Here is a 12,818-nt window from a genome sequence, read left to right as displayed (position 1 = left end):
TGGAATCGAAATAATGATCAGGAGTCAGTTACACGGCTATCCTTTTGAGTTGGCCCGCGGAGGTTGGAATGGACCTGAAATAATTGCAGAAGAAAAAGCTATATCTGCAGAAGAAGGAAAATCAATACTGTCATCTGAACCAGCCGCAAATTGAAAATCAGGTATGAGCTGGAAATACTCTGCAGTAAATGGTTTCACGACAGGAACTGTGTGAGAGTTGCGCTGTGCGTTATGATCATTTGATGCGTCACTTAAACCCGCAACGAGATTATCCTTTGCAGCGTTTAAATTATTTCTATCTGTGTTTGGAATGCACAAAAGATACAAGGTATCATTAACCATTTTTCGTTTCACGTAGTTATAATGAACTCCATTCATTTCAACTTCACCATCGAAACGTTCATAATCTGCCCGGTTTGAAGCGTAAGGAAGCGGGTAAGGAATTTTTATTTCAACCAATTCCTTCTCTGAAAACCCGCCACCATCAAGGCGTTCAACGATTTGTACTGATGCGTTCTTTTCGAAATAATGAAAGAAAATGCGATAGCCGCCAAGGCCAACGACGTGAATAATAAGGAGTGTTATGGCAAAGATTTTCTTCAAAAAAGCAGTTCGTTAGTGGACAAATATAACTATTGACTTAAAACTGAAAAATTTATTTATCCATCATTCCTGCCTTTCTTGAGTACCCGTGCGCCTCAATCATTGCAGTACTCTGAGCGTAAAATGAATCATCAGCGGGCAGATTTGTAGCCAGTCCGTCAACATAACGATTGAACATACTAAATGCTGCTGCAATCAGAATTGTATCATGAATTTCATTATCAGAAGCCCCTTTTTTCCTTGCTTCCCCAAATTGGTCCTGGGTCACAGACTGGCCGCTTTTATGTACTGCAGCTGCAATAGCCAGCAGGCTTTTCATTTTCGGAGAAAGCTTAGATTTTTTGTAGTCCTTCCTCACGGACTCCATAAAAGTTTCATCGCATTTCATATAATGCATTGCACTGGTTCCGTGGGATTTCAGACAAAAAATGCATTCATTTAACCAGGAGGTATAAGCAGCGATAAGTTCTCTTTCACCTCGGGAAAGACTGTTGTCTTCCCAAAGCAAAGCATTCGTCAATTCCTGCAAATGCCCGGTCGTTTCCGATTGATAGGCCATGAGACCTAGTATTCCAGGGAGATTGTTATTCAGTTGAATCAGAGCCATACCATATGCGTAGTTTTCGTTTAAGGGTAAGCGTGATTTGCCGTGTTTCGCCTGCCAAACTTTTATTACTTTCCTTATTCATCTTTTCAGCTCCTCGTCCTTGTGGAATCCGGAAAATCTGAAACATTCCTGTCAATTGTCTTCAACCTTTTCCTTACCGACACGCGTAAAGTTATTCATACCCTCAACATACCTGTTGATCATACAAAATACAGATGCGATTAACACGGTGTCATGTACTTCACGATCGCTTGCTCCGTGCGATTTCGCTTCATCAACATCTTGCTGTTTCACTGCCAGACCGGATACCTGCACTTTGCCTGCAATCCGCAATAATATTTTTAATTTTTTACTGATCGTTGCGGTGTTGGGATCACGCATCACTTCATTCACCAGGAAACCAGCTGCACCATACATCCGCCTTGCTGCAGCTGCATGACCCTGGTACACAAACATGCTGTTGTTTTTATATGAAACATATGCAGCGATCAATTCGCGTTCACCATGTGTAAGTGGCGAAGGTCCACGGAGAATTGTTTCAGCAAGTGCGGTCAACGGTTTGCCGGTTGACGGCCTGAATTTTGCCAGACTTTTTATTCCCGGAATTTCATCAGCTATTCTTGAATTCGGCATAAACGTCCACTCTGTGTTTATTACAATAGTTTTTCGGCACTGAGCCGGTGAAACTGTTCCGGTACTGGATTTCCGGGCATACAATTTACTTCATTTACCTCTTGTTTGGTTAAATAAACCTTCGAAAAGGGATAACCTGCCTGATACATAATTCCATTTATAATTTCTACAATCGGTTGCAGTTTCATAACATCAACATTTGTAGTTGTTTCATGGTTCAAACCAAATGAATTTTAAGCAGAAGGTAAAAAAATACAAATCTTTCTGAATTTAGATTTCCAGGAAATTTATTATTGTCTTTACATTGAATCGGACGTTTCGACACTGTGTTGATTGTACGCACCCTGAAAATTGTTGAGGTTTAATGTTTACATCCGTCCGTTTAATGATCTTATCTTAATCATTAAATACAATCATTTTTATGTCAGGATTGATAATTCATATTACATGCTACATATTCTGTACATCATTGCAATAACAGCAGAGGCTATGACTGCAGCACTTGCTGCGGGCAGGCGCCAGATGGATTGGGTTGGTGTGATCATCATTGCCTGTGTAACAGCGCTCGGTGGTGGTACATTGAGGAATATTATCTTAGGTCATTACCCGATGACCTGGATTGAACATCCCGAATATATTCTAATCACAGCCGGAGCATCGATTGGTGCAGCACTCCTGGCATCGATGATGAAAAAACTAAAACTCATGTTTCTCTGGCTCGATGCTTTGGGCCTGGTTGTATTTACAATTATCGGATGCAGGCTCGCAATGGATCTCCAGATGCCGATGCTAATCATTGTGCTCAGTGGAATTATAACAGGATGCGGCGGCGGTGTACTTCGGGATATACTCTGCAATGATATTCCATTGCTTTTCAGGAAAGAAGTGTATGCCACAGCATCGCTGTTTACAGGGCTTGTGTATATCGGTATTATGCAACTGGGATACGGTACTCATGCAGCTGCAATCATTGCTGCGGTGCTTGGTTTTATTCTGCGGTTGCTGGCAATCAGGTATAAATGGCAGATGCCGAAATTCGTGTATAATGAGAAGGAAGAGTTCTAGTAAGTAGTAAGAAGTAAGAAGCGAGGCAGTAGTAAGCAGGCAGGAGACTTCGCAATTAGAACTTAGCATTGCGTTCCTGGGTAAGGACGTTGAATAGTATGATTGCTTTGATGAAAAAAATACTTTTGAAATAATCAGATACAAATGAATTTTACTGCGGAAGCTTGTTAACTTTTTACTACCTGCTAACTCTCCTGCCTCCCCACTCCTGCCTCCTAACTGTAATAAGGGCTTATCATCAAATACACCACCACCCCCGTAACCGATACATAAAACCATATCGGCCAGGTGATCCGGGCAAGTTTCTTATGACGAGGAAATTCGGCTATCAATGCCCGGTAGGAAGTGAAAAGAATAAAGGGTAGTATTATAGCTGCTAGAAAAATATGTGTGATGAGAATAAAAAAATAAACATATCGCATCGACCCGGTACCGCCATACACTGTACTTCCTGAAAGTAAATGATGGCAGATGTAAGAGATTAAAAAGAGAACAGAAAGTATAATCGAAGTCAGCATGAGCCTCTTATGCAACAGGTAATTTTTTCTCTTAACTGCCAGTAGAGCGCTGAGTAATAAAACAGCTACCATAGAATTAATAAACGCATTGACCTGTGCAAAAATGTGAATGTCAAATCCAAGATCAACTTCAAGCTTGTATCTCGACAAAAACACGACAGCGGCAAAAACAACAAATGAAAGAACATAGATAATTATCTTGGCGAGCTTGTCATTCTTTTTTATTGAGGGTGGTAGCAGCATTTAAATATATTATTCTGTTGGTAACTATTTCCTGAATAAATTCCTTTTCTTCTTCTTATCACGTTCCATATTAAGCAGAACCACATCCTTGATCACACGATCAAGATTTACACTGTCCCTGCCATCATACCAACCTCTTACCACAAGATCCTTATCCAAAAGGAAAAGTCTGTCGGTATGTATGAAGGAAGTATCGATATCTGCCTCCTGACCTATAGATGCTTTAAATTCATTCAGTGCCAGGTCATATATCTTTTGTTTCGGACCTGTAAGAAACATCCAGGTATCATGATCAACTCCATACCTGTCACCATAGGCTTTCAGTTTCGCAGCTGAGTCCCTGATGGGGTCTACGGTGAATGAAACAAAACGAACAATCGTATCCGTTTTTTTAAAGGCATCCTGCAGTCGCTTCATATTTCTTGTCATTGAAGGGCATATCTGTGGACAGGAGGTAAAGAAAAAGTCAGCGACGATTATCTTACCATGCCAGTCCTGCAAACTTGCATCATGACCAAATTGATTGGTGAGTGTAACAGGTTTGATTTTGTGCCATTGGGTATCCAGTACCTGTTTGCCATTGCGGGTCACCGTTAGGACTGTATCAAAAAAATACCTTTTGGGCATCACCACAGCTTGTTCACTAAGACTACTGACAATCAGGTAACAGGTCAGCGGTAACATCACTGCCAGCGTCAACGCCACTAATTTTCTTTTCTTCATACGCTTTAAAAAAAACATCACCGGTGAATCGCCGGTGATGCATCAGAAATATCGATAAAAATTTTTTACTGCTATTCTTATTCAACACCGGGCTTCTTCGCTTCAGGAGCACGTTGCTCGGTCTTTGGTCTTGAATGACCATCAGTATTCCGCAGGTTCAGCCAGGAATCGCCTTCCCATAAAAACGCGATAATGAACCATACGAACAATGCGAGAGGAACGACGATGGTCATGATCAGGTTACGGATCTCATCACCAAGATGCATAAATATCGATACGATATAAAATGCTTTTGCAAGGGAAAGGATTACTATGATGCCTTTAATTGCAAGGATCAATCCGTGACTGGGCTCACCCTTGTGAAGAAAATACATCCAGAGACCGAGACCCAATTCGATGATGGTGATAACAGAAAGAAGAACTGTTGTTTTAATAATTCTTTTGATAGTATCCGAGCCTCCGGGTGGATGGTGAAAAGTTACTTCAGTCGACGATTCTACGTGATGTTCCATGTCTTCTGCAAATTATTTTAATGAGATAATCAGTTTGTGTTAAATTTTAGATGAGGTAAAAACAGAGGAATACAAATACCCATACCAAATCCACAAAGTGCCAGTACAACCCAGCTTTTTCGATCATCTGGTAATGCCCTTTACGATCGAATACACCATTGATAGTCATCAGCAGCATAATGATATTGATCACTACTCCAGAGAACACGTGGAAACCATGGAACCCTGTGATTCCAAAGAAATATCCACCAAAAGCTACAGGTCCGGTAGTTGAGACAGGCTCGCCATTATGCAAGAGATTCGGAACATACGGACCCCATGGATTATGCGTAACTGTAGTACCGATTTCCTGAATTTTTCCGTCGATCAGAACAGCATGGTGTCCTGTGATCAGGTGCGTCCACTCCCATGCCTGGCAGGCAAGAAACGCAAAACCTCCCACGATTGTCCACGCCATCCATTTGATTACTCCCTTCTTGTCCATATGGTGGCCCGCATGCACTGCAAGTACCATAGTAACAGAACTGATGATCAATATAAAGGTCATCAAGCTCACGAACGCCAATGGCAGGTTAGCGTGCCCGGCACCCGGGAAAGCATTAAATACGTGGTTCGGGTCGGGCCAGTAATTCTGGCTGAAACGAATTGTGCCGTAAGAGATCAGAAATGCGCCAAAAGTAAAGGCATCACTCATCAGGAAATACCACATCATCAGTTTCCCATACTCCACATTAAATGGACTCTTACCACCACTCCACCATTTGGTATCCAGTTGTGCTTGGGCTGTTGCCATGTTTTAATTACAAGTTTAAAAGTTCGCTTGCTATAATTATTTCATCCAGTTAAAAAACAGAATCAGGTAAATCCATAGTATATCCACAAAATGCCAATAGGTCGCTACCACCTCAACAGGAACAGCATTGTAGCTTTTGCTCCTTGCACTCATTGCGCGTATGCCGATCACCGTTAACGCAATTACACCTCCTAAAACGTGAACCGCGTGTAAACCTGCGATCGCCAGTAAAAATGAATAAGATGCATTGGATCCAGCGCCAACCAGACGAATATCCATTCTACTGAACTGCATGAAACCAATGATCTGCATGATCAGGAAAGCAATGCCCAGCACTGCCGTAATCCAAACCATCTGTTTATACTTCGGGATATTTCTATCCTTAAAAGCTTTCACTGCGAAATGTACTGCCACACTACTCAGGAGTATCGTTACTGTCGAATACCAGAATATAGTCGGTATTTCCAGCATGATCCATCCGGCCTGACTGCGCTTCACGATATAAGCACTGGTAAGCCCGGCAAACATCATGATGATACTACCAATCGCCACCCACAAAAGAAACTTATGCGGATGTGTTCTTTTTCTTTGCAAACTCATCACTTCTGCCATTAGCTGCGCCTTATCAAATTAAAATCAAAACGGTTTTATCCGCTAATAATGCCAGCAATACTACCGGCAGGTATATATAAGAACTGAACATTACCCTTCTTGCCGCTTTCACACTCATCTCTCTGAATAGCCTTACGCACTGAAACACCATAAAAAGGTTGGCCAGTAAAACTATCACAAGGCTGACGATTCCACTCATCCCGGAGAAGTAGGGTAACAAACCTATCGGTATCAGAATTACTGAATACAAAATGGCCTGTACTGCTGCATATCTTGTCGGACCACCTTCAGCTGGTAACAACTTAAAACCCGCTTTTGCATAGTCACTGTGCGACACCCAGGCTATTGCCCAGAAATGCGGAAACTGCCAGAAGAACTGGAGGAAAAAAAGTATCCAACCTCCTGCAGTAAATGCATCTGCACCAGCCACCCAGCCAATTAAACAAGGTAAAGCGCCAGGAACCGCGCCAACCAATACTGCGATCGAATGCACTTTCTTCAACGGCGTGTATACGAACCCGTAAAGAAATAAGCTGAATGCTGAAACTCCTGCTGCCAGCCAGTTGAACCAAACGCCAACTATGGCAATTCCAATTACCCCGGCGACTATCGCAAAAGTCCAGGCTTCATCAACAGACATTCTTCCGCTGGCTACTGGTCTTGATGCAGTGCGTTTCATCATCGCATCTGTATCTTTTTCCGTAGCCTGGTTGATGGCATTAGCTGACCCTGTGATCAATAATCCACTGACAAAAAGTAAAAGAACTGAGATAAAATCGAATGACACACCGGGTACCAGTAAATAGCACACCACGCATGAAAACACCACGGTGAAGCTGAGCGTGAATTTCGAAAGCTGATAGTAATCTTTCAGTTTTGCCGAAATCACTGAACCCGGCCGCACTTCATCCTTCTGCATCGCTTTTATCAAATAACTATTTTTATGTTGAACTGCTCTTCAGCAGATTCAATGAATACTAATGTTTCGATTCGTCTGCGCCAACCGGCTCGGTCTGCGAAATAAAATCACGTCCATCTTTTCCATAATCATAAGCCCAACGATGTACTTCAGGAATTTCACCAGGCCAGTTACCATGTCCAGGATTAACCGGTGTTGTCCATTCGAGCGTATTTGCACCCCATGGATTAGTAGACGTAACTCTTCTTCCTTTAAATATGGAATAGAAGAAATTGAAAATGAAGAGCAGCTGAACTGCAAACACCACCATTGCCACGCTACTGATGAAGCGGCTCATATCCTGGAACATGTTGAATGAATGCCAGTTGGAATAATCAGTATAACGTCGTGGCATACCTGCCAGACCTGAGTAGTGCATTGGCCAGAAGATCAGGTATGCACCTGCCAGTGTAACCCAGAAGTGGATATAAGCCAGCGTATTATTCATGAATCTGCCATACATTTTCGGGAACCAGTGGTAAACACCGGCGAACATTCCAAACATGGAGGCAACACCCATTACAATATGGAAGTGCGCAACTACGAAGTAGGTATCGTGCAAATGAATATCCAGTGTTGAGTTACCAAGGAAAATACCTGTGAGACCACCGGAAATGAACAAACTTACAAAACCAATGGAGAACAGCATTCCCGGCGTAAGCCTGAGATTTCCCCGCCATAATGTAGTGAGCCAGTTGAACACTTTGATGGCTGATGGCACGGCTATCAGTAGTGTCAGCAGCACGAAGAACGCTCCAAGGAACGGATTCAGACCCGTTACAAACATGTGGTGCGCCCAAACCAGGAAGGCCAGAATACAAATCGCAAACAGGGAACCTACCATCGCCAGGTAACCGAAGATGGGCTTACGGGAGTTTACGCTGAGAACTTCTGACACCATACCCATGGCCGGGAGAAGAATAATATATACTTCAGGGTGACCGAGGAACCAGAACAAGTGCTGGAACAGGATCGGGCTTCCGCCTTCGTTTGGAAGAATCTCACCTTTAACAACGATCTCAGAAAGATAAAAGCTGGTACCCAGGTTACGATCAAATAACAGAAGGATCGCACCCGATAATAAAACAGGAAAAGAAAGTACTCCAAGTACTGCAGTAAAGAAGATCGCCCAGATAGTAAGCGGCATCCTCGTCATGCTCATACCTTTAGTACGCATATTCAGGATTGTGGAGATGTAGTTCAAACCGCCGAGCAGTGATGATACGATGAACATCGCCATCGACACCAGCCAGAAATCCATACCCAGTTTCGAACCTTCAGTTGCCTGGCCGAGAGCACTTAATGGAGGATAGATCGTCCATCCGCCACTGGCCGGACCCGACTGCAGGAACAATGAAGAAAACATAATGATACTGGCGAGGAAAAAGAACCAGTAAGACAGCATATTCAACATCGGAGATGCCATATCACGTGCACCAATCTGAAGAGGAATAAGCAGGTTTGCGAAGGTTCCGCTAAGGCCGGCAGTCAATACAAAGAATACAAGGATGGTACCATGCATGGTAACCAATGAATAATAGAAGTCATTACTGATACGACCGCCTGCTGCCCATTTACCAAAAATATCTTCCAGGATAGGGAATGTCATTTCAGGATATCCTAGTTGTAAACGGAACAACACTGAAAACAAACCTCCGATAACAGCCCAGATCATACCTGTGATCAGGAACTGTTTTGCGATCATTTTATGATCCTGGCTGAAGACGTATTTAGAGACAAATGATTCTTCATGATGATGATGGTGATGCACTTCATGCCCTGCATGCACATGGCTCGAAATTACCTCTTCATGTCCGTGTACTGGCGATTCACTGCTCATGGTACAAATTTTATTCTGCGTTAAAACAAATTAAAGGTTGTGGTTTTCTGGTCAGGTTCCTTTTATTTCAGTTGAGAAACCTTTACTGTATCAGCGGCTGCCTTGGCTGGTGCTGCATTCTTCTCTTCCATCACTTTCGAATACTGAGGCTTTAAAGTCGCCAGCCATTTATCGTATTCTTCCTGTGTTTCCACAATTACAACTCCGCGCATGGTATAATGACCTGCTCCACACATCTGATCGCAGGCAATCTCATATACAAACTCAGGATCTCCGGTGATCTCTTTCATTTTAGCTGTAGTGATGGTGGGTGTAAACCACATGGTTGTCGGAATACCTGGCACAGCATCCATTTTCATCCTGAAGTGTGGAAGACCCACATCATGTATCACATCCTGAGCATTAATAACAAGATGCACAGGTTTATTTACTACCAGATGCAGTTCAGTCGCCTCGAGGTCATCATGGCTTGCAGCATCCTCCCAGTCAACACCCAAAGGATTTCCGCCAGCTGCATCTGTCAAACGATAATTTTTTCTTCCCAAAACATTATCCTTACCCGGATATCTCAACATCCAGTTGAATTGTTTACCTGTGATTTCAACGATCTGCGCATCTTTTGGTGCATCACCTGTAATCTTCAGCCAGTAGAACAATCCCATACCCACGAGAACTACAAGGAAAATAGCGGGAACAACGGTCCAGATCAATTCCAGTTTATTACTGTGAGCGAAATAGTAAGCTTTTCTTTTGGCGCTGTATTGGTATTTGAATGCAAAAAAGAAAAGAAGGATTTGTGTAAGAAAAAACACAAAGCCGGTAAACGCCAGTGTCCACCAAAGCATAGTGTCAATATGAACACCATGATCAGATGCTGATGGTTTGCTCAGCAAGGTTTTTTCGTAGAAAAGATGGTTACACCACCATGCTCCGATCAAACCAAGCACGAGAAAAACTATAAACAGGAAGGCGTTTATGCGGTTATTCTGCTGAAAAGTTTTCTCTTCTCCCTTCAATACCGACACGTACTCGCTGGATTTGGCGATCTGAAAGGTCACCAGGAAAGCCAGTGCAAGAATCGCAAGAATAAAAAAGCCTGTCATGAGATAAAAAATATTTTAGTTAAGTTTTGTCAGCTTACCGTCCTATCAGGCATGGTGAATAATACTCTCTTTCAGCAATGGATGATTGACTGAAACCAATGGTTTTTTCGCCAACGCCTTACCAACAAAATGCATGATCAAACCTGCATATAAAGCCAGAATTCCAAACTCAAACCAGCCAAGGCTATAATGTTCGCCTAATGCGCCAGGCATTACCATCTGGTAGAAATCCAACCAGTGACCAAATACGATCAATATTGCCAGGAAAGTCATCACCGTATAATTGCGCTTTGAGCCCCTGGTCATCAACAGTAAAAACGGAAGCACAAAGTTAAGAATTAGATTCAGGAAGAAGATGGCGCGGTAGGGACCATGCATACGCACTTTGAAATAGATGGTTTCCTCCGGAATATTTGCGTACCATATCAACATAAATTGGCTATACCAGAGATAGGTCCAGAAAATCGTAAAGGCAAACATGAATTTTCCAAGATCCTGCAGGTGTTCCTGGTTTACCCACTCCAGATAATCGCGATTTTTAAGATAAACCACGAATAGTGCAATCAAGGCCATCCCTGATACAAAGGTGCTCGCGAATGTGTACCAGCTATACATGGTAGAATACCAATGCGCATCGATACTCATCAACCAGAACCATGGGATCGTTGAACCTACAGTCAAACCGAAAGCTACTGTGAATATGGCAGCCCAAACTGTATTTCTGCGATGAAAATTTTTTGCTTCATCATTTTCCATCGGGCGTTCGTCAGCTTCACTTGACAACTGGCGCATTTTAGCTCCTGCCCAGCTCCACATTCCCATTGCGACGATAGACCAGATCAGGAAAAACCACGGGTTTAAAAAACCACTTTTTCCTTTCAAAATTGAATCATGTTCAATATGGCCTTTATCTGTCCAGTGATAGATATGATGATTAGGCCCAAAAATCAAATAAAGAAAAATGACCAGCGCAATACCAGAAAAAACCGGAACAAGAGTAGAAATTGCTTCAGGAACTCTTCTGAAAGCCATCTGCCATCCACCCAACGCAAGACAAGTCACACAAATGAAAAACATACTCGCATTCACCACCAACAAAAAGTAGGTGCTGTTCTGTAATAATACTGCCCAAAACCTGGTTTGGGAGTGTTCGTCTTTACTCAGTCCCAGGAAAATGAAACCCAGCACAAGAATCAATCCTCCTACAGCAAGCAGACCTAAAGTCCATTTGCGATAGCCAGCTGATGCTTCAAAATGTTGCTTAATCATCCGAATATGATTTTCAAAAATTAATGTGAATTGGTTTTTGCAGTGTCAGTTTTCACCGCAGCAGATGAATCAACTATTTTAATCGCTGCCGCAGGTGCTGCTGTAACATTATCGCTGGTAGGAACTGTTTTTGTCTGTAAAGCCTTGATATATGAAACTACCATCCAGCGTTGTGTGGTATTTAATTGCGCAGCATAACTTCCCATCAGGTTCTTTCCATAGGTAACAGAATAAAACATCTGGCCTTCCGGCATCGCCTCATATCTTGCTTCACCCAGCAAAGTAGCCGGTTTTGAAGGATAGGGTCCATCTCCGGAATTGTATAGCGGGCCATTTCCATCCAGCTTAGGGCCATGACAGATAGCGCAGTTGATCAGGTACAACCTTTCAGCTTCCTTATGCTGTGAAAGTGTAAGTTTCCCTAACGGATTTACTACAGATCTGGAAGCAAAATAATTTGCGGTATCTCCAACTTTATCTGCTGCCAAATGCCAGGGGAGCAGCTCACCACGTTTTACAGTACCTGCAACCGGCTGGCGATTGGTCTGACCATCTTTCCATATCGGGCTCTCGGAATACGTTTCGTATGCACGACTGTACGCCATATCCGGCATATACACGCGACCCGGTTTGCGTTTTATTTCGCTGCAACTGATAGCTGCCAGCAAGAAACCGGAAAGGGAGAAAAATATGATCGCTGATTTTTTCATCTTATTATTTCTATGCTTTACGCAACGATTGGTTCTTTATATAACTGCTGATCTCTGTCATACCTTCCGATCCACCATCCGTCTTCAACCACCTGAATATTTGATTCAATTGCACCAGCTGCATCCAGGAAATTCTTCAACTCATGTTCGTTCGTTTTGGAAGTACATTCTATTACCATCACAAACAGATCATCAGTAGCGCGGGGATGGAAATGATGTTTCTTGATAAATGGAGCCAGTTGGCAGATATAACAGAAAGTCAGTACCATACCGACAGCAGCACAAAGAACAGTCAGTTCAAAAGTAATAGGGATCCAGGCGGGCAGTGCGAAATGCGGTTTACCACCAATGTTCACCGGCCAGTCTTTGGTAAATACCCAGCTCATGAAAGTGACCGCTGTAGTAGTACCAATCAATCCAAATATAAAACCTGCCGTATGAAGACTGGTATCCCTCAAGCCCATTGCTTTATCCAAACCGTGAACAGGGAATGGAGTGTACACATCCTGCAGTTTGTATCCGGCTTTCCGGACTTTAGTTACCGCAGGGAACAATACCTTCTCATCATCAAAACAGCCAACCACGAATTTTTTTACTGACATCGGAATTTGTTTTCTGTTATTTATTCT

General features: G+C 42.8%; 15 protein-coding genes. 1 reads left to right on the top strand and 14 read right to left on the bottom strand.

Features of this window, described 5'->3' with window-relative positions:
* Positions 1 to 36: 36 nt before the first annotated feature.
* The 3 genes from P2W82_RS17740 to P2W82_RS17730 form a co-directional block, all read right to left on the bottom strand.
* Entirely contained in the window at positions 37 to 603 is a 567-nt protein-coding gene (locus tag P2W82_RS17740; protein ID WP_336517261.1) for a hypothetical protein, read from the bottom strand.
* A 52-nt stretch (positions 604 to 655) separates the two neighbouring features.
* Entirely contained in the window at positions 656 to 1,210 is a 555-nt protein-coding gene (locus tag P2W82_RS17735; protein ID WP_336517260.1) for a carboxymuconolactone decarboxylase family protein, read from the bottom strand.
* Between the two features lie 132 nt (positions 1,211 to 1,342).
* A complete protein-coding gene (locus tag P2W82_RS17730) occupies positions 1,343 to 1,843 on the bottom strand; it encodes a carboxymuconolactone decarboxylase family protein (protein WP_336517259.1) in 501 nt (166 codons plus the stop codon).
* A 447-nt stretch (positions 1,844 to 2,290) separates the two neighbouring features.
* On the opposite strand from P2W82_RS17730, the gene P2W82_RS17725 reads away from it, so the two are divergent.
* Positions 2,291 to 2,908: a trimeric intracellular cation channel family protein gene (locus P2W82_RS17725; protein WP_336517258.1), complete on the top strand. Its 618-nt coding sequence runs from the start codon at positions 2,291 to 2,293 to the stop codon at positions 2,906 to 2,908.
* A gap of 215 nt (positions 2,909 to 3,123) precedes the next feature.
* Here the strand turns inward: P2W82_RS17725 and P2W82_RS17720 are convergent, their stop codons facing one another.
* The 11 genes from P2W82_RS17720 to P2W82_RS17670 form a co-directional block, all read right to left on the bottom strand.
* On the bottom strand, positions 3,124 to 3,669 hold the full coding sequence (locus tag P2W82_RS17720; RefSeq protein ID WP_336517257.1) for a DUF420 domain-containing protein: 546 nt from the start codon (positions 3,667 to 3,669) through the stop codon (positions 3,124 to 3,126).
* A gap of 24 nt (positions 3,670 to 3,693) precedes the next feature.
* Positions 3,694 to 4,392, bottom strand: a complete 699-nt coding sequence (locus P2W82_RS17715) for an SCO family protein (RefSeq protein ID WP_336517256.1) — start codon at positions 4,390 to 4,392, stop codon at positions 3,694 to 3,696.
* A gap of 77 nt (positions 4,393 to 4,469) precedes the next feature.
* On the bottom strand, positions 4,470 to 4,904 hold the full coding sequence (locus P2W82_RS17710) for a cytochrome C oxidase subunit IV family protein (RefSeq protein WP_336517255.1): 435 nt from the start codon (positions 4,902 to 4,904) through the stop codon (positions 4,470 to 4,472).
* A 46-nt stretch (positions 4,905 to 4,950) separates the two neighbouring features.
* On the bottom strand, positions 4,951 to 5,697 hold the full coding sequence (locus tag P2W82_RS17705; RefSeq protein WP_336517254.1) for a cytochrome c oxidase subunit 3: 747 nt from the start codon (positions 5,695 to 5,697) through the stop codon (positions 4,951 to 4,953).
* Between the two features lie 36 nt (positions 5,698 to 5,733).
* On the bottom strand, positions 5,734 to 6,309 hold the full coding sequence (locus tag P2W82_RS17700; protein ID WP_336517253.1) for a cytochrome c oxidase subunit 3: 576 nt from the start codon (positions 6,307 to 6,309) through the stop codon (positions 5,734 to 5,736).
* A 13-nt stretch (positions 6,310 to 6,322) separates the two neighbouring features.
* Positions 6,323 to 7,240 (bottom strand): heme o synthase, encoded by a 918-nt coding sequence (cyoE, locus tag P2W82_RS17695; RefSeq protein WP_336517252.1) that lies wholly within the window; start codon positions 7,238 to 7,240, stop codon positions 6,323 to 6,325.
* A gap of 46 nt (positions 7,241 to 7,286) precedes the next feature.
* Entirely contained in the window at positions 7,287 to 9,107 is a 1,821-nt protein-coding gene (locus tag P2W82_RS17690; protein ID WP_336517251.1) for a cytochrome c oxidase subunit I, read from the bottom strand.
* A 62-nt stretch (positions 9,108 to 9,169) separates the two neighbouring features.
* A complete protein-coding gene (locus P2W82_RS17685; RefSeq protein WP_336517250.1) occupies positions 9,170 to 10,210 on the bottom strand; it encodes a cytochrome c oxidase subunit II in 1,041 nt (346 codons plus the stop codon).
* Positions 10,211 to 10,255: 45 nt separating this feature from the next.
* Entirely contained in the window at positions 10,256 to 11,479 is a 1,224-nt protein-coding gene (locus tag P2W82_RS17680; protein ID WP_336517249.1) for a quinol:cytochrome C oxidoreductase, read from the bottom strand.
* Between the two features lie 20 nt (positions 11,480 to 11,499).
* On the bottom strand, positions 11,500 to 12,189 hold the full coding sequence (locus P2W82_RS17675; protein WP_336517248.1) for a c-type cytochrome: 690 nt from the start codon (positions 12,187 to 12,189) through the stop codon (positions 11,500 to 11,502).
* A 17-nt stretch (positions 12,190 to 12,206) separates the two neighbouring features.
* Positions 12,207 to 12,791, bottom strand: a complete 585-nt coding sequence (locus tag P2W82_RS17670; RefSeq protein WP_336517247.1) for a DUF3341 domain-containing protein — start codon at positions 12,789 to 12,791, stop codon at positions 12,207 to 12,209.
* Between the last annotated feature and the right edge of the window lie 27 nt (positions 12,792 to 12,818).

The sequence above is a fragment of the Pollutibacter soli genome, assembly GCA_029269725.1.
In the GTDB taxonomy this organism is placed as follows: Bacteria; Bacteroidota; Bacteroidia; order Chitinophagales; family Chitinophagaceae; genus Pollutibacter; species Pollutibacter soli.
The sequence above is the reverse complement of the archived record's forward strand: the minus strand, read 5'-3'. Positions and strand labels throughout refer to the sequence as shown.

Excerpts from the sequence above, each read along its gene's own strand:
- P2W82_RS17735 (WP_336517260.1), bottom strand. The coding sequence starts at position 1,210 with ATGGCTCTGATTCAACTGAATAACAATCTCCCTGGAATACTAGGTCTC.
- P2W82_RS17730 (WP_336517259.1), bottom strand. The coding sequence starts at position 1,843 with ATGCCGAATTCAAGAATAGCTGATGAAATTCCGGGAATAAAAAGTCTG.
- P2W82_RS17725 (WP_336517258.1), top strand. The coding sequence starts at position 2,291 with ATGCTACATATTCTGTACATCATTGCAATAACAGCAGAGGCTATGACT.
- P2W82_RS17720 (WP_336517257.1), bottom strand. The coding sequence starts at position 3,669 with ATGCTGCTACCACCCTCAATAAAAAAGAATGACAAGCTCGCCAAGATA.
- P2W82_RS17715 (WP_336517256.1), bottom strand. The coding sequence starts at position 4,392 with ATGAAGAAAAGAAAATTAGTGGCGTTGACGCTGGCAGTGATGTTACCG.
- P2W82_RS17710 (WP_336517255.1), bottom strand. The coding sequence starts at position 4,904 with ATGGAACATCACGTAGAATCGTCGACTGAAGTAACTTTTCACCATCCA.
- P2W82_RS17705 (WP_336517254.1), bottom strand. The coding sequence starts at position 5,697 with ATGGCAACAGCCCAAGCACAACTGGATACCAAATGGTGGAGTGGTGGT.
- P2W82_RS17700 (WP_336517253.1), bottom strand. The coding sequence starts at position 6,309 with ATGGCAGAAGTGATGAGTTTGCAAAGAAAAAGAACACATCCGCATAAG.
- P2W82_RS17690 (WP_336517251.1), bottom strand. The coding sequence starts at position 9,107 with ATGAGCAGTGAATCGCCAGTACACGGACATGAAGAGGTAATTTCGAGC.
- P2W82_RS17685 (WP_336517250.1), bottom strand. The coding sequence starts at position 10,210 with ATGACAGGCTTTTTTATTCTTGCGATTCTTGCACTGGCTTTCCTGGTG.
- P2W82_RS17680 (WP_336517249.1), bottom strand. The coding sequence starts at position 11,479 with ATGATTAAGCAACATTTTGAAGCATCAGCTGGCTATCGCAAATGGACT.
- P2W82_RS17675 (WP_336517248.1), bottom strand. The coding sequence starts at position 12,189 with ATGAAAAAATCAGCGATCATATTTTTCTCCCTTTCCGGTTTCTTGCTG.
- P2W82_RS17670 (WP_336517247.1), bottom strand. The coding sequence starts at position 12,791 with ATGTCAGTAAAAAAATTCGTGGTTGGCTGTTTTGATGATGAGAAGGTA.